Origin of the sequence: Streptomyces sp. NPDC006207 (genome assembly GCF_040613835.1) — a bacterium.
In the GTDB taxonomy this organism is placed as follows: domain Bacteria; phylum Actinomycetota; class Actinomycetes; order Streptomycetales; family Streptomycetaceae; genus Actinacidiphila.
Map to the genome: position 1 here is coordinate 50,727 of NZ_JBEXSX010000018.1, position 18,693 is coordinate 69,419.

An 18,693-nucleotide genomic window follows, 5' to 3' on the forward strand; every position below is an offset into this window, starting at 1 on the left:
CTGACCGCGCAGCGCGGATGCCCCTGGGGGACGGTGTGCCGAAAGCAGCTCCGGACCACGCGGCGGGGCTGCTGTGTGCACATCTGGGTTTGGAAGGATTCATGACGGCTTCTCCCGACGGGCCGGCGCCCACGGCCGACGAGACCCCGGCGGCGCCGTCCCCCGCCGGTACGGCGCTGCCACGGCGGACCCGGAGGACGTCCGCGATCGCCGACGCATCCGCCACCACCAGCCGGAACCCCCCGGACTGGACCGGCGGCGACGCCCCGACGCTGCGGGCCAGGCAGGCCGCCGCCCTTCCCGAGCGGCCCGAGGAGGCCGCGGAACCGGAGTCCTCCTACGCGGACGGCTTCGCGGCCGGGCTCGCCTTCGCGTCCCGTACCGCGCCCGCGCCCGCGCACGACGAGGGGCACCTGCCGGCGACGGCTGTGGGGACGGGCCCGCAGGCCCCCGCCGCGGCGGAGCCCGCGCCTTCCCGTGCGCGCCGCGGGTGGTCCCGCCCGCTCCTGCTGCTCGGCGCGGGTCTCGCGGTCGGCGTGCTGGTCTGCGTGCCGTTCCTCGTGCGGGGTTCGGGTGAGGAGGACCACGGCCCGGCCGCCGCCACCCTCGCGGACGAGGGCCCGGCCGGCGAGGCACCGGGGGCCGGCCCCGCCACTGCGAGCCCCTCCGGCGGGCGGTCACCGTCCCCCGGGGACACCGGGCGGCGGTCGCCGGAGGCCGGTTCCCGAGGCGGCCCGACCGCCACCCCGAGCGCGACCGGGGGCAAGGCCACGGCCGGCGCCACGGGCGGGGGAGCGGTGCAGCATCCCACCGCCGGCCCGTCCCGTTCCGCCGCGGGCTCCGGCACGGCGATCCGGAGCCACGACTCGGGCCGTTGCATCGACGGCAGCCCTCCGTGGGGCTCGCCGCTGCAGATCTGGGACTGCACGGGCAGCGCGGCGCAGTCCTGGCAGATCAAGCCGGACGGCAGCATCCGCTCCCGGGGCAAGTGCATGGACGTCGCGGGCGGTTCGCGGGACGACGGCGCGGCCGTCCAGCTGGTGGACTGCAACGGTACCGGCGCCCAGCAGTTCCGCCTCAACGCCGCTCACGACCTGGTCAACGTCCAGGCCGACAAGTGCGTGGAGGCGGAGGAATCACCGGGGGTCAACGGCACCAGGCTGCGGCTGTGGAGCTGCACCGGCGCGGACGACCAGAAGTGGAGCCGCGGCTGAGGCCCGGTCCGGCGGTCCGCGCGGGCGGCGGTCAGGTGTTGTCGTTCCGCGCCAGGCACAGGACGTACTTGGTCGAGCCGTGCTCCGCCCGGAACGTGGCCACCGTGCGCGGGTAGGCGTCGCAGCGGCCGGTGTTGGCGGTGTCGTCGAAGCGCCCGACGACCTCGAACTCGGCCTTCGCGGAACCGCAGTCGACGACCGACACGTCCGGGAAGAGGACGTCGCCGCTGCTGTGGACGCAGTCGCCGACCTCGGCGTACTCGGCGTCGTCGTGGAGCACCAGCCAGCCGCCGCCGATGAGGATGACGGGTATCAGCAGGCCCAGGGCGGTGGGGCGGAGCAGGATCGGCCGGCCGGGGTCGGCGGGCGTGCCGGGGGCGCCGGGGACCGGCTCGGGCAGGCGGTTGATCTTCCAGCGCTGGAACAGGTTGACCAGCAGGGTGAGCGGGTTGAACAGCATCGAGGTCGGACTCCACCAGCCCTGCACCAGGCTGTTGGAGACCATCTCGCGGTGCTTGGCGATGCCGCAGCGCCGGCAGAACGGCGCCCGGACCTTCAGGAAGCGCATCATCACGACCATGCCCTGGTGGCCCCGGACGGTCGCCTGGACCGCCGGCACCGAGCCGCAGAACAGGCAGGAGCGTCCGTAACCGGGCACCTCCTGCCCGAAGGGCGGCAGCGGCCTCGGCCGAGCGGCCGGCGGCACCGCCTGTGCCTGCGGCTGGGGTTGGGGCTGGGACGGGTGCTGGGACTGCGCGGGCGACGGCGTCGGCGTGGTCAAGGAGATCACCTGGGGTCCGTGTGAAGCCGATGTGAAGGGCGAGCGGAACCCTACTGGTTGGTACCGACATCGATCGACCCGATTGCCGAACGGCTTTCGCGTCCCCTTCTTGACCCGCGCGCCGGGGGCGCCCTATGTTCACAGTAGTTCCGCATAATAAAAGACAACTTCCGTAATGCGGAATATGGAGCACCGGGCGCGACAACCTGGACCGCAGGACGACGCAGGAGTGACCGAATGCCTCGAATGACCGCCGCCCGAGCGGCAGTGGAGATCCTCAAGCGCGAGGGCGTGGACACCGCGTTCGGCGTGCCCGGCGCCGCGATCAACCCCTTCTACGCCGCCCTCAAGGCCTCCGGTGGCATCCAGCACACGCTGGCCCGGCACGTGGAGGGCGCCTCGCACATGGCGGAGGGCTACACACGCACCGCCCCCGGCAACATCGGCGTGTGCATCGGCACGTCGGGGCCCGCCGGCACCGACATGATCACCGGCCTCTACTCCGCGACCGGCGACTCGATCCCGATCCTCTGCATCACCGGGCAGGCGCCCACCGCGGTGATCCACAAGGAGGACTTCCAGGCCGTGGACATCGCGGCCATCGCCGCGCCCGTGACCAAGGCGGCCACCACCGTCCTGGAGGCGGCCCAGGTCCCCGGCGTCTTCCAGAAGGCCTTCCACCTGATGCGCTCCGGGCGTCCCGGCCCGGTCCTGATCGACCTGCCGGTCGACGTCCAGCTCACCGAGATCGAGTTCGACCCCGAGACGTACGAGCCGCTGCCGGTCTGGAAGCCGGCCGCCACCCGCCGTCAGATCGAGAAGGCGCTGGCCATGATGACCGCCGCCGAGCGGCCGCTGATCGTCGCGGGCGGCGGGGTGATCAACGCCGACGCGGCCGGTCTGCTGGTGGAGTTCGCCGAACTGACCGGCACCCCGGTGGTGCCGACCCTGATGGGCTGGGGAGCCATCCCGGACGACCACGACCTCAACGCGGGCATGGTCGGCCTGCAGACCTCGCACCGCTACGGCAACGCGACCTTCCTGGAGTCCGACTTCGTCCTGGGCATCGGCAACCGCTGGGCCAACCGCCACACCGGCCGGATCGACGTCTACACCGAGGGCCGCACCTTCGTGCACGTCGACATCGAACCCACCCAGATCGGCAAGATCTTCGCCCCCGACTACGGGATCGCCTCCGACGCCGGCGCCGCGCTGCGGCTCTTCGTCGACGTGGCCGCCGAACTCAAGGCCGCCGGCGAACTGCCCGACCGCAGCGCCTGGGCCGCCTCGGCCCGGGAGCGCAAGGCGACCCTGCACCGCCGTACGCACTTCGACGACATCCCCATCAAGCCCCAGCGCGTGTACGAGGAGATGAACCGCGCCTTCGGCCCCGACACCCGCTACGTCACCACGATCGGCCTCTCCCAGATCGCGGGCGCGCAGATGCTGCACGTCTACCGGCCGCGCCACTGGATCAACTGCGGCCAGGCCGGCCCCCTCGGCTGGACCGTGCCGGCCGCCCTGGGCGTGGCGAAGGCCGACCCGGGGACGCCGGTGGTGGCCCTCTCGGGCGACTACGACTTCCAGTTCATGATCGAGGAGCTCGCGGTCGGCGCGCAGCACCGGATCCCGTACGTCCACGTCCTGGTGAACAACTCCTACCTGGGCCTGATCCGCCAGGCGCAGCGGGCGTTCGACATCGACTTCCAGGTCAACCTGGAGTTCGAGAACGTCAACTCGCCCGAGCTGGGCGTCTACGGCGTCGACCACGTCAAGGTCGCCGAGGGCCTGGGCTGCAAGGCGATCCGGGTCACCGACCCGGCCGGGCTCGGCGCGGCCTTCGAGCAGGCCAAGAAGCTCGCGGCCGAGTACCGGGTGCCGGTCGTCGTCGAGGCGATCCTGGAACGGGTCACCAACATCGCCATGAGCGTCACCAACGACATCGGCAACGTCGTGGAGTTCGAGGAGCTGGCCACCGAACCCGGCCACGCGCCCACCGAGATCATCCCGCTCACGGGCACCTGAGCCCGGGCCCGACCGCGCCACCGGCCGCCCCGCCCTGACCTCCCGGGCGCGGCGGCCGGGCTCCACGACCGCCCCGGGGAGGGCCCCGGCGGTTCGCTAGAGCGGCCCGAACAGCCAGTTGCCGGGGGCCTCGGGGTCGGTGCCGATGTAGTAGGCGCGGATGGCCGCCACCAGCTCGGCCGTGCTCACACACCCGTCGCCGTCGGTGTCGATGCGGTTGAAGGCGGCGGCGATGTCCGTGACGGGCGTGTTGAAGGCCCGCTGCAGGACCTCGAACTCCCCGCGCACGACGTGGCCGTCGCCGTCGGTGTCGCACAGATGGGCGACGGCCTCGGCCGCCGGGTGGAAGACCGGGTCGAAGGCCGGTCCCTCGATGAAGGCCTTGGTCATGCCGTGGTGGTACTCCGCGGAGGACAGCCGGCCGTCGCGGTCTCTGTCGGCGTACGCCGCCAGCTCCGCCCAGACGGCGTCGAGCCGTACCGCCACCGCCTTTCCCTTGGGCGAGGTGGGGGACATGCCGAAGCCGTGGATCAGCCGCGCGCCGACGTCCTGGAAGTCGGCGCGCTCGGCATATCCGTTGCCGTCCGTGTCCAGACGGCGGAAGGATTTGTCGAGCTTGCGCTTCAGAAGGGCCGTAGACATCGCTGCGTCCTTGACGTAGTCCTGGGGTTGCCATACGGAGGGGGAACCTCTCGATACTCCCCCGGGAGCGGCGGTCGCGCGACCCGAGTGACCACGGACGGTGAAGGGCGGGGCTGAGCTCGTCCCGGCTCAGGGCGTGGCGTGCGGGCCCGTCCTGATCAGGACGTCGGCGGCGTCGTTGACCGGCTGCGGCGTGCCGGTGAGGTCCATGACGAAGAGCGGCACCCCCAGCCGGTCCGCGCGCAGCCGCGCGTCATGGGCGTAGCCCGCCAGGGAGAAGAAGGCGCCGGTGGAGTCCTCGTTGAGGCAGTTGAGCCAGAGGGTCTCCACCTCCCGCAGCGGTGTCGGCCGCGTCGTCGGGTCGACCTGGGCCACGACACCCTCACCGCGCAGGTCGATGCCGTTGGCCGAGCGGTCCTCCGCGGAGCGTACGCCCGCGAAGCCGAGCCACTTCAGGTACTGCGCGGCGGCGGCGACCGCGTCCCGCGCGGTACGGATGGTCACCGGCCGGAACGGCGGCCGCGGCGCGGGCGCCACGGGCCCGGGGCCGGCCTGCCGCACCGGCGGGACGGGGCGCCGCTCGGGCATCCGCAGGGCCCGGGTGTCCACCGGCAGCCGGACCACCGCCCCGCAGTCGCAGCCGAGTTCGGGCTGCGGCCACTGCTCGTCGCGGCCGCAGTCCGGGCAGCGCATGGCCACCCAGGAGTCGTCCCAGGACCGGTGGCGGATCTGCAGCGGGATGCCGCCGCGCAGGATCGGCAGGGCCAGCGGTGTGCCGCAGGCGCAGGGGAAGGTGGGTGCGGTGTAGGCGTGCTCCCGGCGGCAGGCCGGACAGCGCACGGGCACGCTCTCTGCCATGGTTCGCGACTCCTGGGCGGTGCGGCGGTGCGGCGGCGCAGGGTGCTCGCCGGGACGGTCCTGCCGTCCATGGTCCCGCAAGGGGAGCCCGTCGCGCACCCGTCTTGCCGTCCCGGTCGCGCCGGTGCACGCAGCCGCCCGGGGACCCGCTCCGCGTCCGGCCCGGCCGCGGAACGGGTCCCCGGGCGGGGACCGGTCCGCGCCGCCTCGACCTACCCCTCAGAAGTTCTCGGCGGCGCGGACGTTCGTGGTTCCGGGCGGCGGCGCCCCATCGGGCGCGACAGGACAGGTCAGGGCGCCGCCGCCCGGAAGTCGGGGGTCAGCCGGTGACCGGGAGACCGGAAAGGCGCTCCACGCCGCGCAGCAGGGCGGAGTGGTCCAGGCCGCCGTCGCCCTGGGCCCGCAGTGAGGCGACGAGGTTCGCCACGACCGAGCCGACGGGCAGTGCGGCGCCGACGTTCCGGGCGGCGTCGGTGACGATGCCCATGTCCTTGTGGTGCAGGTCGATGCGGAAGCCCGGGGCGTACGCGCGGTCGAGGAAGTTGCGCTTCTTGCGGGTCAGCACCGTGGATCCGGCCAGGCCGCCGCCCAGCACCTCCAGGGCCGCGGTGAGGTCGACGCCGGACTTCTCCAGGAAGACCACGGCCTCCGCGCACGCCTGGATATTGACTGCGACGATCAGCTGGTTGGCCGCCTTCACGGTCTGGCCGGCGCCGTGCGGACCGCACAGGACGACGGTCTTGCCGAGGGCGTCGAAAAGGGGCCGCGCCTCGTCGAAGTCGGCCCGCGCCCCGCCGACCATGATCGACAGCACCGCCTCGACGGCTCCCGCCTCGCCTCCGGAGACGGGGGCGTCCAGGACCCGGATGTGCCTTTCGGCCGCGGCCTTCGCCAGGTCGACGGAGGTCTGCGGGGTGATCGACGACATGTCGATCAGGAGCGCGCCCGGCCGGGCGTTCGCCAGGATGCCATCCTCGCCGTAGGCGACGGCCTCCACCTGGGGGGAGGCGGGGACCATGGTGACGACCACGTCGGCGTCCTTCACGGCTTCCGCGACCGAGGCGGCGGGCGTGCCGCCGGCCGCGGCCAGGCGGTCGAGCTTGTCCTGCTCCAGGGTGTGGCCGGTGACGGAGTACCCGGCCTTGATGAGGTTCTCCGACATCGGGGAGCCCATGATGCCGAGGCCGATCCACGCGACCGCGGGAAGTGTGGTGGTCATGATGTCCTCTCCGGATTACTTGTCGGCGTCGGCGAGCCAGTCGAAGGAGGCGGCGCTGCCCTGCGCGCCCGGCTTGTACTCCAGCCCCACCCAGCCGTCGTAGCCCCGGTCGCGCAGCCGGTCCAGGAGGGCGGACAGCGGCAGGGAACCCGTGCCGGGCGCGCCGCGGCCGGGGTCGTCGGCGATCTGGACGTGGCCGGTGCGGTCCGCGTAGGCGTCGATGACGGCGGGCAGGTCCTCGCCGTTCATCGACAGGTGGTACAGGTCCAGCAGGAACCTTGCGTTGCCCAGGCCGGTCTCGGCGTTGACCTTGTCGACCACCTCGACCGCGGCGGCCGCGCTCACCAGCGGATAGCGCGGCGACTCGGGCTTGTTGAGGGCCTCGACCAGCAACACCGCGCCGACCCGGTCGGCCGCGTGCGCGGCCCGCACCAGGTTCTCCAGGGCGAGTTCGTCCTGCGCATCGGGACTCACGCCGTCCACCCGGTTGCCGTACAGCGCGTTGAGCGCCGTGCAGCCCACCGAGCGGGCGAAGTCGGCGGCGACGTCGATGTTGGCGCGGAAGCGCGCGGACTCCTCGCCCGGTACGGACAGGGCGCCGCGGTCGGGGCCGGGCAGTTCGCCCGCGTAGAAGTTCAGCCCCACCAACTGGGTGCCGGCCCCCTCCAGCGCGCCGCGCAGCGCGTCGAGTTCGGCCTGCGGAGGGGTCGGCATCCGGGTCCACGGCCACCACAGCTCGACCGCGGAGAAGCCGGCCGCGGCGGCCGCCGCGGGGCGCTCCAGGAGCGGGAGTTCGGTGAAGAGGATCGAGAGGTTCACATCGAAGCGCGTGGAGTCGAAGCCCATCACATGCGCCCTTCCGTATTGCGGAAAGTAGTTTCTACTTAACGGAAGACTCCACGAGCCGACGGGCGGCTGTCAAGGGGGATGTCCCGGAAAGCCCCTGACCAGCTAGGTTGTGGACGTGCGCCTGAAACTCGAATTCACCACCGAGCCGTTCGACCTGGACGAGCCCCCGCGGCACGCCGTGGTGGGGCGTGAGGTCCTGGAGGCGGCCGGGCTGGACGCCGTCGACGTCGGGCCCTTCGGCAACTCGGCCGAGGGCGGCACCGAGCAGGTGGTCGCCGTGGTCGGCGATCTGCTGCGGCGCACCCTGGAGGCCGGCGCGACCCGGGTGTCGCTGCAGGTCAACGTCGTGGGGGAGGCGGACCGGTGACCGGGCCGGTCGAGCATCCGCTCAGCGCGGCGATCAAGCCGCTCGCCGACGCCATGGGCGCCGAACTGGTGCCCCCGGGCGAGGCGCGCGGTGACGACGTCGTGCTCAGCTGGGAGGGCGCGCAGGTGGTCGCCGTACGGCTGCCGCACCTCGCGGACTCGCTCGACCACATCCTGGCCGACCTCGAGCGCCGGCACGGCAAGGCGCTGTCCGAGCTCGGGCGCAAGGAGAAGCAGACGGTCGTCCGCATTCTGGAGGAGCGTGGCGCCTTCTCGGTGCGGCACGGGGTGGAGACGGTCGCGTCGGCGCTCGGCGTGAGCCGCTTCACCGTCTACAACTACCTCAACAGGGAGAACGCGGCGAAGGAAGGCCGCTAGCCGTCCCGAGGCGTCCGTCCGGGCGTCATCGGCGCCATTTTTCAACAAACTGTTGACGTCACGTGGTGAGGGCTCCTAGCGTGCCGTTGTGACTTCCAGCCCATCCCCGGGCCTGGCCCGGCTCAACGCCGCCGGCGGACCGGAGGCGGTCGCGCTGCTGCACGAGGTCTGCGCGAGCCGCTCCTGGGGTGCCGCCGTCATGGCGGCCCGCCCGTACGACACCCTCGACGCGCTGCTCGCCGCCTCCGACACCGCGACGGCCGGCCTCACCGCCGGCGACCTGGCCGAGGCGATGGCGGGACACCCGCCGATCGGCCGCCCCCGGCCCGGCGACCCGGTCTCCGCCCGCGAACAGGGCGGGGTGCGGGACTCCGAACGCGAGGAACTGCTCGCACTGAACCTCGCCTACCAGGAGCGGCACGGCCACGTCTTCCTCATCTGCGCCACCGGCAGGACCGGGGAGCAGATGCTGGCCGCGCTCAAGGAGCGCACCGGCAACGACACCGGCACCGAACGCGAGATCGTCCGCACCGAACTGGGGAAGATCAACCGCATCAGGCTCACCCGGCTCGTCGAGACCGCCGCAGAGGACCCGTCATGACCTCCGTCTCCACGCACGTCCTGGACACCAGCGCCGGCCGCCCCGCACGGGGCGTCGCCGTCGCCCTGTCGGTGCGCACCGGGAGCGGGGCCCCCTGGGTGCCGCACGGGGCCTCGGCGACCGACGCCGACGGCCGCTGCAAGGACCTGCCCGACCCGCCGGAGGGCACGAGCCACGTACGGCTGGAGTTCGCCACCGAGCCCTACCTCTCCCGTGAGAGCACCGCCCACCGCAGTCGAGCCGAGGACCAGCAGGACGCCCCCCGCACCAGGGACAGCGGAGCCTTCTTCCCGGAGGTGGCGATCGTCTTCGCCGTCGAGCCGGGCGAGCACTACCACGTACCGCTGCTGCTCAACCCGTTCGGCTACTCCGTATACCGAGGGAGCTAGCACCGACATGTCGCCCACCCGACTCGGCCAGAACCAGTACGGCAAGGCGGAGACCCGCGTCGTCCGCGTCACCCGCGACGGCGGGACCCACCACGTCAGGGACCTCAACGTCTCGGTCGCCCTCTCCGGCGCCATGGACGACGTCCACTACTCCGGCAGCAACGCCGCCGTACTGCCCACCGACACCACCAAGAACACCGTCTTCGCCTTCGCCAAGCAGTACGGCATCGACTCCCCCGAGCAGTTCGGCATCCATCTCGCCCGGCACTTCGTCACGAGCCAGGGGTCCATCGAGCGGGCCAGGATCCGCATCGAGGAGTACGCCTGGGAGCGGATCACGCAGGAGCACTCCTTCGTCCGCGGCGGCCGGGAGACCCGCACCACCGAGGTCACCTTCGACGGCGGGCGGTGGCAGGTCGTCTCCGGACTGAAGGACCTCGTGGTCATGAACACCACCGACTCCGAGTTCTGGGGCTTCGTCAAGGACCGCTACACCACGCTGCCGGAGACCCGTGACCGCGTCCTCGCCACCGAGGTCAGCGCCCGCTGGCGGTTCGGCTGGACCCGCGACGAGGACCCCGCCCCGCCCTGGGAGGAGTCCTGGGCCGAGGTCCGCCGCCACCTCCTCGACGCCTTCGCAGGCACCTACTCGCTCTCCCTGCAGCAGACGCTGTACGCGATGGGCGACCGGGTCGTCGAGCACCGCCCCGAGATCGACGAGGTGCGGCTCTCGCTCCCCAACAAGCACCACTTCCTCGTCGACCTCGAGCCGTTCGGCCTGAAGAACGACACCCCCGACAGCGCGGTGTACTTCGCGGCCGACCGCCCCTACGGCCTCATCGAGGGCACGGTCCTGCGCGCCGGCACCGAGCCCCGCATCCCGGTGACGGACTGAGAGGCCCCGCCATGACCGCCGCAGCAGAGCGCATCGTCATCGAGAACTGCGCCGTCGCCACCGTCGACGCGCACGGCACGGAACACCCGGCCGGCCACGTCGTCGTCGCCGGCAACCGCATCGAGTCCGTCGGCGCGGGCCCCGCCCCCGCCGCACTCGACGGCGTCGTACGGAGGGTGGACGGCACCGGTCACCTGCTCACCCCCGGCCTGGTCAACACCCACCACCACTTCTACCAGTGGCTCACCCGGGGCCTGGCCACCGACCACAACCTCTTCGACTGGCTCGTCGCCCTCTACCCCGTCTGGGCCCGCATCGACGAGCGGATGACCCACGCGGCCGCCCAGGGCTCCCTGGCGATGATGGCCCGCGGCGGGGTCACCACCGCCATGGACCACCACTACGTCTTCCCGCGCGGCACCGGCGACCTGTCCGGCTCCATCATCCGGGCCGCCTCGGACATGGGCGTGCGCTTCACCCTCGCCCGCGGCTCGATGGACCGCGGCGAGTCCGACGGCGGCCTGCCCCCGGACTTCGCCGTCGAGAGCCTCGACGAGGCGCTCGTCGCCACCGAGGAGACGATCGACCGGCACCACGACGCCTCCCCCGACGCCATGACGCAGATCGCCGTCGCGCCGTGCTCGCCGTTCTCGGTCTCCACCGAACTGCTGCGCCAGGGCGCCGGACTCGCCCGGCGCAAGGGCGTGCGGCTGCACACCCACGGCAGCGAGACGGTGGAGGAGGAGCAGTTCTGCAAGGAGCTGTTCGGCATGGGGCCGACGGACTACTTCGAGTCCACCGGCTGGCTCGGCGAGGACGTGTGGATGGCGCACTGCGTCCACATGGGCGACTCGGACATCGCCGCCTTCGCCCGCACGCGGACCGGTGTCGCCCACTGCCCCTCCTCCAACGCACGCCTGGCCGCCGGCATCGCCCGCGTCCCCGACATGCTCGCCGCCGGCGTCCCGGTCGGCCTCGGCGTGGACGGCACCGCGTCCAACGAATCGGGCGAGCTGCACACCGAGCTGCGCAACGCGCTGCTCATCAACCGCCTCGGCGCCCACCGCGAGGCCGCACTGACCGCCCGTCAGGCACTGCGGCTGGGCACGTACGGCGGCGCCCAGGTACTCGGCCGGGCCGCGGAGATCGGTTCCCTGGAGCCGGGCAAGCTCGCCGACCTCGTCCTGTGGCGGATGGACACCCTCGCCCACTCCTCGATCGCCGACCCGGTCACCGCGCTGGTCCTCGGAGCGGCGGCCCCCGTCACCCTCTCCCTGGTGAACGGCCGGCCGGTGGTGGAGGACGGCCGGCTCGTCACCGCCGACGAGGAGGCCATCGCGCGCGCCACCCGTGACGAGGCCCGGCGGCTCGCGCGGATCGCGGGCCTGGCGGGATGACCGCCGCGGTCCTGCGCTGACCCCGGCCGGGGGAGGGACGGCCCCCCGGCCGGTGCCGGGCCCCGCCCTGCCCGGGCGGGGCCCGGCGTTCGGCGTTGCCCCGGCCGCCTGCGCCCGGGCCGCTTGTGCCCGGTCTAGCGGGCCGTGGGGCCGCGGCCCTGGGAGCGGCCCTGGGCCTCGCGCCGGACGGCGCCGCCGCGGGCGACGGTGTAGAGGTCCGTCGGCACCGGCCAGCCCTTCTGCCCGGCGTGGTCGCCGTTGAGCCTGCGGGCCCACTTGCTGTAGTCGGTCTCCAGACCGTTCCCGGTGATGCGGATGCCGGGCGGCACCATCCGGGCGGCGCCCGAGGCCGGCTCGGCCACGGTGTGCCGCAGGGTGACGAACAGGGCCTGGTTGGCGGGGTGGTCGGGTCCGGCGTCCAGGTGCAGGGCGACGACCTCCCGGCGCACCGGCAGCCAGAGCCGCAGCGCGGCCCGGGCCGACCGGGGAAGCGTGAACTCCTGCCGGGTCGCGGCGGTCCGGCCGGGCAGGTTCACGGTGAGCCGGATGCGGGACTCCTGCCCGGACAGGTCGGTGACGTCGGCGGCCACCAGGCCCTCGCGGGGCACCGCCGTCGCCCACAACACCTCCAGCGCCGCCAGCAGCCGCAGCCGGTACGGCTCGCGGCGCGGCTCCACGGGGGTGCTCAGCGCCCGGCGCAGCACGATGTGCCCGGTGAAGTCCAGGGGCTCCTTGGTGTGCTTGGACCACGGGCGCATCCCGCGGGCCTGCCACCCGAACGGGGGGCGCCCGGCCGCCCGGTTGAGGTCGGCGATGCCGTCCATGATGTCGCGCTGGCTCGCCGGGGTGAGCTCCCTGCCGACCTGCCCGGCCCGGGTGCGGTACAGGCCTGCCGCGATGCGGCCGAGCACGGTCTCCGGCCGGCCGGGGTGGCCGAGGACTGCGTCGTCGAACAGGTCGTCGAGGCTGCGCAGCGCCTGCGACGGTACGTCGGCGGCCGCCCGTTCCAGCACGGCGGTGGCCTTTCTCAGCCGTTCCTCCCGGGAACGGGACGTGGCGATGTGCGGGTCGGCCAGGGCACGTTCCAGGACGGCGCGGAGCTGGCGGAGGGCGGGCGCGTTCACGGCAGCAGGGTAGGGGCCGACGCTGACAGACGGGTGGAGAAAAGTAATGCGAGGGTCGAGAACACCGCGCGCCGCGGGCGCCCCAGGCCATGGAGCCGGGCGGTTCAGTCCCGGCAGACCGCCAGGAGCGCCATGTCGTCGCTGCGGGGGCCGCCGGTGTGCGCGTGGACGTCGTCCAGGAGGGCGTCGAGCAGTTCGGCGGGGCCGGTGAACGGCACCCCGGCCAGCCGGGTGACGGGGTCGTAGAAGGTGCCGTCGGCGTCGCGCGCCTCGGTCACGCCGTCGGTGTGCATCAGCAGGGCCGAGCCGGGCGGGAAGGGGACCGTGTCGGCCTCGTCGGTCACGTCGCCGAGGCCCATGCCCAGGGGCAGGGCGTGACCGGCGGGTTCGGCGTAGCGCACGGTGCCGTCGTGCAGGACCAGCGGGGGCGGGTGGCCGCGGTTGACCAGGCGCAGTGCGGTGCCGCCGGGCGGGAACTCGGCGAGGACGGCGGTGGCGAACCACTCCAGGCGGTCCATGCCCTCGCGGCGTTCGGCCTCGCGCCACAGCGCCCGGTCCATCCGTGTCGCCACCCCGGCGAGGGTGGGTTCCTCGTCGGCGGCCATGCGGAACGCGCCGAGCACCACGGTGGCCGCCTCCACGGCCGCCATGCCCTTGCCGCGCACGTCGCCCATGATGCAGCGCAGCCCGTAGGGCGTTTCCTGGACGGCGTAGAGGTCGCCGCCGATCTCCGCCTCGGCCTCCGCGGTCTCGTAGCGGGCGGCGATGCGGTACGGCCCGACGCGCCGCGGTGGTTCGGGCAGCACGGCCCGTTGCACGGCGGCGGCGACGCTGCGTGCGGAGCGCAGCCGGACGTCCCGGATGTGGAGCAGGCGGTTGATGAACACGGCGACGACGGCGACCGCGCTGATCGACAGCAGTTCGCTGATGCCGCCGGGGCCGCTGATGTAGCCGAAGTGGCTGAGGATGCCCGCGTCGGCGGCGACGGCGCCGAGCCCGACCAGCACGGTGCCGGTCAGGGACATCAGGGGGGCCGCGAGCATGGGGGCCACGGAGTAGAAGGCGGTGGCGCTGAACTGGGCGGGGGTCAGGTAGTCGACCAGGAAGCCGCCGACGAGCAGCACGACGGGGAGCAGCCGGACGTACCGCAGTACGTCGCGTCCTTCGTCGGTGAGGTCCTCGCCCCCACTCGCCACGCGTGTGCTCCTGCCGTCGCTCTCGGGTCGCCGGACTGGGTCCAAGGGTCCCCGTGGTCCCGTCGCCGGGCCAGCCATGGCGGTCCCCGCGGGTGAACGGCGGGGTGGCCGCCGGGCTCCGGGTAGCGCGCCGCGGCCGCTCGGGCGAGGCTGGGGGCACGACCCGTGAGCACAGGGAGCAGCAGCGATGATCCGCACCGACGCCCTCAACGAGCCGGCCGTCCGCGCCTTCGTCTCGGCGGTGAACGCCGGGGACCGCGAGGCCTTCGAGGCCGCGCTCGCCGAGAACGCGACGATGTCCGACGACGGCTCCGACCGCAATCTGAAGGAGTGGGCGGACCGCGAGATCTTCGAGTCCCACGGTCACATGGACGTGCAGTCCCAGGACTCGGCGGGGCTCACCCTGATCGCCGACTACCGCAACGACGCGTGGGGCGAGATGCGTACCAAGTGGCGCTTCACCGTGGACGACGGCAAGGTCAGCCGTTTCGACACCGGCCAGGCCTGAGCGGGCCGGCCGGACGGTTCAGCCGCCCGTCCCTTCGCGGTACGCCAGCAGGTAGCGCCAGAACAGCAGGCGTCGGATGCGGCTGCCCGGCAGCAGTTGTGCCGCTTCGGTGCGGATCTGCGGCAGGGGTGTGCCCGGTGGGTGTACGGGTGCCCGGACCGGTTGCGGGTGGTGGCCGCGGATCCGGTCGGCGGTGGCGACGGCGAGCCGGGCGGCGGCGTTGACGGGGACGGCGGCCAGGCTGACCGCCCAGTCGGCGGGGGTGCGCTCGGGGTAGCAGCCCAGGACGAGCAGGGTCCCGCCGGGGGCGAGCGCGGCGCGCAGCGCGGTGACCGTGTCGAACGGTACGTGGTGCAGGCTGGCCAGGCTGGTGATGAGGTCGTAGTGGGCCGTGGGGAGGTCCACGCGGGTGATGTCGGCGACGCGGAAGGTGACCCCGGGCGCGGTCCCGGCCGCGGCCACGGCTTCCGGGGAGGCGTCGATCGCGTCGACCCGCAGTCCGCGGGCGGCCAGGCGGCGGGCGAAGCGGCCGGTGCCGCATCCGACGTCCAGGGCGGTGAGGGCGCCGGGCGGGACCTTGCGCAGGAGCAGCCGGTGGTAGTGGTCGTTGTGGTCAAAGGGCATGTGGCGTGCCCCTCCAGGCCATGCGGTCGGGGAAGAGTTCGGCCGTGCCCTTGGCGACGGCGCGCAGCGGGACGCCGGCCTCGGCCGCGTACCGCGTCTTCATGTCGAGGCGGCCGGAGTCGGCCGTCGCTGCGGCCGGTTCGCTGCCCTCGGCGGCCCCGAGGCTGAGCATGGGGTACGGGCCGGGGATGGGCCCGTCCGCCTCGAAGTCCACCGGGATGTGCAGGCTGGGCCGCACGGCGCGCGGTCGTGGTGCTGGCATGCCGACGATCATGCCAGCGCCCCCTGGACCGGTGCGTGTGTTTTCCCGGGACGGCCGGCACGTGCGGCGGGGGTGACGCGCGGGGCCCCGACGGGTGCGGCCGGGGTCCCGCGCGGGAGGGTCAGTCGAGCAGTTCGTACGCGGGCAGGGTGAGGAAGTCGACGTAGGTCTCGTCGAGCGCCGTCTTCAGCAGCAGGTCGTGGGCCTGCTGCCAGCGGCCCGCGGCGAAGGCCTGTTCGCCGATGTCCTCGCGGATGGCGGCGAGTTCCCGGCCGGCCAGGGAGCGTACGAGGTCGGCGGTGGCCTTCTCGCCGTTGTCGGCGAAGACGACGCCCGCGTTGACCCACTGCCAGATCTGGGAGCGGGAGATCTCGGCGGTGGCGGCGTCCTCCATGAGGTTGAAGATGGCGACGGCGCCCATGCCCCGCAGCCATGCCTCGATGTAGCGGGTGCCGACCTGGACGGCGTTGCGCAGTCCCTCGTAGGTGGGCTTCGCCTCCAGGGAGTCGACGGCCAGCAGGTCGGCGGCGGTGACGTGGACGTCCTCGCGCAGCCGGTCCTTCTGGTTCGGCCGGTCGCCGAGGACGGCGTCGAAACAGGCGCGGGCGATCGGCACCAGGTCGGGGTGGGCGACCCAGGAGCCGTCGAAGCCGTCGTGGGCCTCGCGGTCCTTGTCGGCCTTGACCTTCTCGAAGGCGACCGCGTTGACCTCGGCGTCGCGCCGGGAGGGGATGAAGGCGGCCATGCCGCCGATGGCGTGGGCGCCGCGCTTGTGGCAGGTGCGGACCAGTAGTTCGGTGTAGGCGCGCATGAAGGGCGCGGTCATCGTCACGGCGTTGCGGTCGGGCAGGACGAAGCGCTCGCCGGCGTCGCGGAAGTTCTTGACGATGGAGAACAGGTAGTCCCAGCGGCCCGCGTTGAGGCCGGAGGCGTGGTCGCGCAGCTCGTGGAGGATCTCGTCCATCTCGAAGGCCGCGGTGATCGTCTCGATGAGGACGGTGGCGCGGATGGTGCCCTGTGCGATGCCCAGGTGGTCCTGGGCGAAGACGAACACGTCGTTCCACAGGCGGGCTTCGAGGTGGGACTCGGTCTTGGGGAGGTAGAAGTAGGGGCCCTTGCCCTTGGCGAGCAGGCGCCGTGCGTTGTGGAAGAAGTACAGGCCGAAGTCGACGAGGGCGCCGGGGACGGGCTCGCCGTCGACGGTCAGGTGGCGCTCGTCGAGGTGCCAGCCGCGGGGGCGGGTGACGACGGTGGCGAGTTCCGTATCGTCCCGCAGGGCGTAGGTCTTGCCCTCGGGGGAGGTGAAGTCGATGCGGCGTTCGTAGGCGTCGATGAGGTTGACCTGGCCCCCGATGACGTTCTCCCAGGTGGGGGCGGAGGCGTCCTCGAAGTCGGCGAGCCAGATCCGCGCGCCGGAGTTGAGGGCGTTGATGGTCATCTTGCGGTCGGTGGGGCCGGTGATCTCCACCCGGCGGTCGTCGAGCGCGGCGGGGGCGTCGGCGACGCGCCAGTCGCCCTCGCGGATGTGGGCGGTCTCCGGGAGGAAGTCCAGGGTGCCGTTGCGGGCGATCTCGGCGCGGCGGTCCTTGCGCTTGGCGAGGAGTTCGGCGCGGCGGGGCGCGAACCGGTGGTGCAGTTCGGCGAGGAAGGCGAGCGCCGCGTCGGTGAGCACCTCCTCCGCGCGCTCGGCGGGGGGTGCGGTGTCGGCGACGACGGCGTGCGGTGCGGTCCCTGGTGCGGACATGAACCTGACTCTCCTCTTGCCGATGAGGGGTGCCGTGCGGCCGGGGGAGCCGGGCGGCCACCGCGCTCCGGCCCTGGCACGGGGTGCCGGACGGGGCGGTTTTCGGCTGCGAGGCGCGCCGACCGTACGGGCGCTTCTGCTGGGTGGAGCATAGTTTTTGCATGGTGGAAGTTCAACGTTTTGTGGCACCCGGTGCAGGGGGCTCCGGCGGGTGCGCCAGCAGCCACAGGTCGTCGGGGGTGTCGATGTCGGCGGGGACCGCGACGTCCCCGCACTCGACGCGTGCGATCGCCTCCTCGTGCCGCCTCAGGTAGGAGCGTGCCCCCTGGTCCCCGGCCGCACTCGCGGCGATCGCCGCCCAGTGGGCCGCGCCCAGCAGGATCGGGTGGCCCCGCCTGCCGCCGTACGTGGCGCAGGCGAGGGTGCGCGGCGAGGCGTAGGCGGCCACCACCCGGGCCACCGCCGCGGCGCCGATCCCGGGCTGGTCCACCAGTGCCACGACCACGGCCGGCGCGCCGGTGCCCGCCAGTGCCTCCAGGCCGGCGCGCAGCGAGGAGCCCATGCCCTGCTCCCAGTGCGGGTTCACGGTGACGGCGTAGTCGTCCAGGGCGGCCTGTCGGCGCACCTGCGCGGCGGCCGCGCCCAGCACGATGTGCACCGGGTCGCAGCCGCCGGCGCGCAGGGCCCGCGCCGCGTGCTCGACCAGCGGCCGGCCGTCGTACTCCAGCAGTGCTTTCGGGCAGCCGCCCAGCCGCCTGCCCCCGCCGGCCGCCAGCAGCAGCCCGGCGATGGCGCCCGTGCCCGCGTCGCGTTCCATGCCCCCTGGATACCGTGGACGGGGAGCGGGGGAAAGGACCGGCCATGACGCGCTGGATCATCGCCGTACGTCACGGCGAGAGCGAGGCGAACGCGGCCTTCGCCCGCGGCAGGTCCCTGGACGGGGTCAGGGACGCCGACGTGGCGCTGACCGCGCTCGGGCGGGAGCAGTCGGCCCGGCTCGGCCGCGACCTGCTGGCCCTGCCGGGCGCCGAGGCGCCCGGCCGCGTGCGCTGCTCACCCTTCGAGCGGGCCCGGCAGACCCTGCGCGCCGTCGAGGAGGCCGGTACGGCCGCGGGCCGCGAACGCCCGCCCGTCACCTACGACGAACGCCTCCGGGACCGCGGCATGGGCCTGCTGGAACTGCTCACCCCGCAGGGGGTCCGCGAGCGCTTCCCCGAGGAGGCGCGGCGGCGCGAGCGCGAGGGCGAGGCGGCCTACCGCCCGCCGGGCGGGGAGTCGCCGCGGGATGTCGAGGCCCGCGTCGGGGACTTCCTTGCGGACGCCGTCGCCCGTCCGGGGCCGCCCCTGCTGCTCGTCACGCACGACACGGTGGTGCTGGCGCTGCGCCGGCTGCTCGGGCCCCCGCCGCCGGGTGACGCGCGCGTGGTCAACGCCTCGATGGCCCGGTGGCGGCGTGACGGCGCGGGGCACTGGGAACTCGTTGACTGGAACCGAACCGCGGCCCCCGGACGTTAATGTCGGCAAGTCGTCACGTGAGGCAGGAAGTTACGGCGGATTTCGCTCTCCGTATAGCGGGGGAAGCGCTCCGTCGCGTTTACTGTCCTCCCCGATACGGCGGACC

General features: G+C 73.4%; 21 protein-coding genes. 10 read left to right on the forward strand and 11 right to left on the reverse strand.

What is annotated here, in order from left to right:
• Positions 1–101: 101 nt before the first annotated feature.
• The gene (locus tag ABZ312_RS16845) at positions 102–1,214 is read left to right on the forward strand and encodes a ricin-type beta-trefoil lectin domain protein (protein WP_500356807.1); all 1,113 of its coding nucleotides are present in this window, start codon (positions 102–104) and stop codon (positions 1,212–1,214) included.
• Between the two features lie 31 nt (positions 1,215–1,245).
• On the opposite strand, the gene ABZ312_RS16850 is transcribed toward ABZ312_RS16845, so the two are convergent.
• Entirely contained in the window at positions 1,246–1,995 is a 750-nt protein-coding gene (locus tag ABZ312_RS16850; RefSeq protein ID WP_500438001.1) for an LppU/SCO3897 family protein, read from the reverse strand.
• Positions 1,996–2,232: 237 nt separating this feature from the next.
• Between ABZ312_RS16850 and gcl the strand changes: the two genes are divergently transcribed.
• Entirely contained in the window at positions 2,233–4,020 is a 1,788-nt protein-coding gene (gene gcl / locus ABZ312_RS16855; RefSeq protein WP_500438002.1) for a glyoxylate carboligase, read from the forward strand.
• A gap of 96 nt (positions 4,021–4,116) precedes the next feature.
• On the opposite strand, the gene ABZ312_RS16860 is transcribed toward gcl, so the two are convergent.
• The 4 genes from ABZ312_RS16860 to ABZ312_RS16875 form a co-directional block, all read right to left on the reverse strand.
• Positions 4,117–4,662, reverse strand: coding sequence for an EF-hand domain-containing protein (locus ABZ312_RS16860; protein WP_499514715.1), 546 nt, complete (start codon positions 4,660–4,662; stop codon positions 4,117–4,119).
• 129 nt (positions 4,663–4,791) lie between these two features.
• Positions 4,792–5,520, reverse strand: a complete 729-nt coding sequence (locus ABZ312_RS16865; RefSeq protein ID WP_500321673.1) for a hypothetical protein — start codon at positions 5,518–5,520, stop codon at positions 4,792–4,794.
• A gap of 319 nt (positions 5,521–5,839) precedes the next feature.
• Positions 5,840–6,739, reverse strand: coding sequence for a 2-hydroxy-3-oxopropionate reductase (locus ABZ312_RS16870; protein ID WP_500321672.1), 900 nt, complete (start codon positions 6,737–6,739; stop codon positions 5,840–5,842).
• A 15-nt stretch (positions 6,740–6,754) separates the two neighbouring features.
• Entirely contained in the window at positions 6,755–7,585 is an 831-nt protein-coding gene (locus tag ABZ312_RS16875; RefSeq protein WP_500321671.1) for a TIM barrel protein, read from the reverse strand.
• Between the two features lie 118 nt (positions 7,586–7,703).
• Between ABZ312_RS16875 and ABZ312_RS16880 the strand changes: the two genes are divergently transcribed.
• The 6 genes from ABZ312_RS16880 to ABZ312_RS16905 all read left to right on the forward strand — a co-directional run bounded on the left by ABZ312_RS16880 (position 7,704) and on the right by ABZ312_RS16905 (position 11,614).
• Positions 7,704–7,955 (forward strand): YkoF family thiamine-binding protein, encoded by a 252-nt coding sequence (locus tag ABZ312_RS16880; RefSeq protein ID WP_499514719.1) that lies wholly within the window; start codon positions 7,704–7,706, stop codon positions 7,953–7,955.
• A complete protein-coding gene (locus ABZ312_RS16885; RefSeq protein WP_500321670.1) occupies positions 7,952–8,332 on the forward strand; it encodes a helix-turn-helix domain-containing protein in 381 nt (126 codons plus the stop codon). Before ABZ312_RS16880 ends, ABZ312_RS16885 begins: the two co-directional genes overlap by 4 nt.
• Before the next feature lie 88 nt (positions 8,333–8,420).
• Positions 8,421–8,933 (forward strand): 2-oxo-4-hydroxy-4-carboxy-5-ureidoimidazoline decarboxylase, encoded by a 513-nt coding sequence (gene uraD, locus ABZ312_RS16890; RefSeq protein WP_500321669.1) that lies wholly within the window; start codon positions 8,421–8,423, stop codon positions 8,931–8,933.
• Complete coding sequence (uraH, locus tag ABZ312_RS16895; protein ID WP_500321668.1) at positions 8,930–9,322, forward strand: hydroxyisourate hydrolase; 393 nt, start codon at positions 8,930–8,932, stop codon at positions 9,320–9,322. The genes uraD and uraH overlap by 4 nt, the downstream gene beginning before the upstream one ends.
• A gap of 7 nt (positions 9,323–9,329) precedes the next feature.
• Positions 9,330–10,217 carry a factor-independent urate hydroxylase gene (gene pucL / locus ABZ312_RS16900; protein WP_500321667.1) on the forward strand — a complete coding sequence of 296 codons (888 nt, stop codon included), beginning with the start codon at positions 9,330–9,332 and terminating at the stop codon, positions 10,215–10,217.
• An 11-nt stretch (positions 10,218–10,228) separates the two neighbouring features.
• Positions 10,229–11,614, forward strand: a complete 1,386-nt coding sequence (locus tag ABZ312_RS16905) for an 8-oxoguanine deaminase (RefSeq protein ID WP_500438003.1) — start codon at positions 10,229–10,231, stop codon at positions 11,612–11,614.
• Between the two features lie 134 nt (positions 11,615–11,748).
• Here ABZ312_RS16905 and ABZ312_RS16910 read toward each other — a convergent pair whose 3' ends face one another.
• Both ABZ312_RS16910 and ABZ312_RS16915 read right to left on the reverse strand, forming a co-directional pair.
• Positions 11,749–12,738, reverse strand: a complete 990-nt coding sequence (locus ABZ312_RS16910; protein WP_500438004.1) for a hypothetical protein — start codon at positions 12,736–12,738, stop codon at positions 11,749–11,751.
• A gap of 104 nt (positions 12,739–12,842) precedes the next feature.
• On the reverse strand, positions 12,843–13,934 hold the full coding sequence (locus tag ABZ312_RS16915; protein WP_500321664.1) for a PP2C family protein-serine/threonine phosphatase: 1,092 nt from the start codon (positions 13,932–13,934) through the stop codon (positions 12,843–12,845).
• Positions 13,935–14,121: 187 nt separating this feature from the next.
• On the opposite strand from ABZ312_RS16915, the gene ABZ312_RS16920 reads away from it, so the two are divergent.
• The gene (locus ABZ312_RS16920) at positions 14,122–14,442 is read left to right on the forward strand and encodes a nuclear transport factor 2 family protein (RefSeq protein ID WP_500356800.1); all 321 of its coding nucleotides are present in this window, start codon (positions 14,122–14,124) and stop codon (positions 14,440–14,442) included.
• Positions 14,443–14,460: 18 nt separating this feature from the next.
• Here the strand turns inward: ABZ312_RS16920 and ABZ312_RS16925 are convergent, their stop codons facing one another.
• From ABZ312_RS16925 to ABZ312_RS16940, 4 genes are all read right to left on the reverse strand, one after another.
• On the reverse strand, positions 14,461–15,066 hold the full coding sequence (locus ABZ312_RS16925; protein WP_500356799.1) for a class I SAM-dependent methyltransferase: 606 nt from the start codon (positions 15,064–15,066) through the stop codon (positions 14,461–14,463).
• A complete protein-coding gene (locus ABZ312_RS16930) occupies positions 15,056–15,328 on the reverse strand; it encodes a hypothetical protein (RefSeq protein ID WP_500356797.1) in 273 nt (90 codons plus the stop codon). The genes ABZ312_RS16925 and ABZ312_RS16930 overlap by 11 nt, the downstream gene beginning before the upstream one ends.
• Positions 15,329–15,449: 121 nt before the next feature.
• A complete protein-coding gene (aceB, locus tag ABZ312_RS16935; protein ID WP_500438006.1) occupies positions 15,450–17,072 on the reverse strand; it encodes a malate synthase A in 1,623 nt (540 codons plus the stop codon).
• 172 nt (positions 17,073–17,244) lie between these two features.
• Positions 17,245–17,889 (reverse strand): nucleotidyltransferase family protein, encoded by a 645-nt coding sequence (locus ABZ312_RS16940; protein ID WP_500321659.1) that lies wholly within the window; start codon positions 17,887–17,889, stop codon positions 17,245–17,247.
• A 44-nt stretch (positions 17,890–17,933) separates the two neighbouring features.
• On the opposite strand from ABZ312_RS16940, the gene ABZ312_RS16945 reads away from it, so the two are divergent.
• A complete protein-coding gene (locus ABZ312_RS16945) occupies positions 17,934–18,587 on the forward strand; it encodes a histidine phosphatase family protein (protein ID WP_500438008.1) in 654 nt (217 codons plus the stop codon).
• The last annotated feature ends 106 nt before the right edge of the window (positions 18,588–18,693 follow it).

What these genes read in the sequence shown, in the direction of transcription:
- aceB (WP_500438006.1), bottom strand. Translation starts at nt 17,072, where the DNA reads ATGTCCGCACCAGGGACCGCACCGCACGCCGTCGTCGCCGACACCGCA.
- ABZ312_RS16945 (WP_500438008.1), top strand. Translation starts at nt 17,934, where the DNA reads ATGACGCGCTGGATCATCGCCGTACGTCACGGCGAGAGCGAGGCGAAC.
- ABZ312_RS16870 (WP_500321672.1), bottom strand. Translation starts at nt 6,739, where the DNA reads ATGACCACCACACTTCCCGCGGTCGCGTGGATCGGCCTCGGCATCATG.
- ABZ312_RS16920 (WP_500356800.1), top strand. Translation starts at nt 14,122, where the DNA reads ATGATCCGCACCGACGCCCTCAACGAGCCGGCCGTCCGCGCCTTCGTC.
- uraH (WP_500321668.1), top strand. Translation starts at nt 8,930, where the DNA reads ATGACCTCCGTCTCCACGCACGTCCTGGACACCAGCGCCGGCCGCCCC.
- ABZ312_RS16905 (WP_500438003.1), top strand. Translation starts at nt 10,229, where the DNA reads ATGACCGCCGCAGCAGAGCGCATCGTCATCGAGAACTGCGCCGTCGCC.
- ABZ312_RS16845 (WP_500356807.1), top strand. Translation starts at nt 102, where the DNA reads ATGACGGCTTCTCCCGACGGGCCGGCGCCCACGGCCGACGAGACCCCG.
- ABZ312_RS16940 (WP_500321659.1), bottom strand. Translation starts at nt 17,889, where the DNA reads ATGGAACGCGACGCGGGCACGGGCGCCATCGCCGGGCTGCTGCTGGCG.
- ABZ312_RS16865 (WP_500321673.1), bottom strand. Translation starts at nt 5,520, where the DNA reads ATGGCAGAGAGCGTGCCCGTGCGCTGTCCGGCCTGCCGCCGGGAGCAC.
- ABZ312_RS16875 (WP_500321671.1), bottom strand. Translation starts at nt 7,585, where the DNA reads ATGGGCTTCGACTCCACGCGCTTCGATGTGAACCTCTCGATCCTCTTC.
- pucL (WP_500321667.1), top strand. Translation starts at nt 9,330, where the DNA reads ATGTCGCCCACCCGACTCGGCCAGAACCAGTACGGCAAGGCGGAGACC.
- gcl (WP_500438002.1), top strand. Translation starts at nt 2,233, where the DNA reads ATGCCTCGAATGACCGCCGCCCGAGCGGCAGTGGAGATCCTCAAGCGC.
- ABZ312_RS16860 (WP_499514715.1), bottom strand. Translation starts at nt 4,662, where the DNA reads ATGTCTACGGCCCTTCTGAAGCGCAAGCTCGACAAATCCTTCCGCCGT.
- ABZ312_RS16930 (WP_500356797.1), bottom strand. Translation starts at nt 15,328, where the DNA reads ATGCCAGCACCACGACCGCGCGCCGTGCGGCCCAGCCTGCACATCCCG.
- ABZ312_RS16925 (WP_500356799.1), bottom strand. Translation starts at nt 15,066, where the DNA reads ATGCCCTTTGACCACAACGACCACTACCACCGGCTGCTCCTGCGCAAG.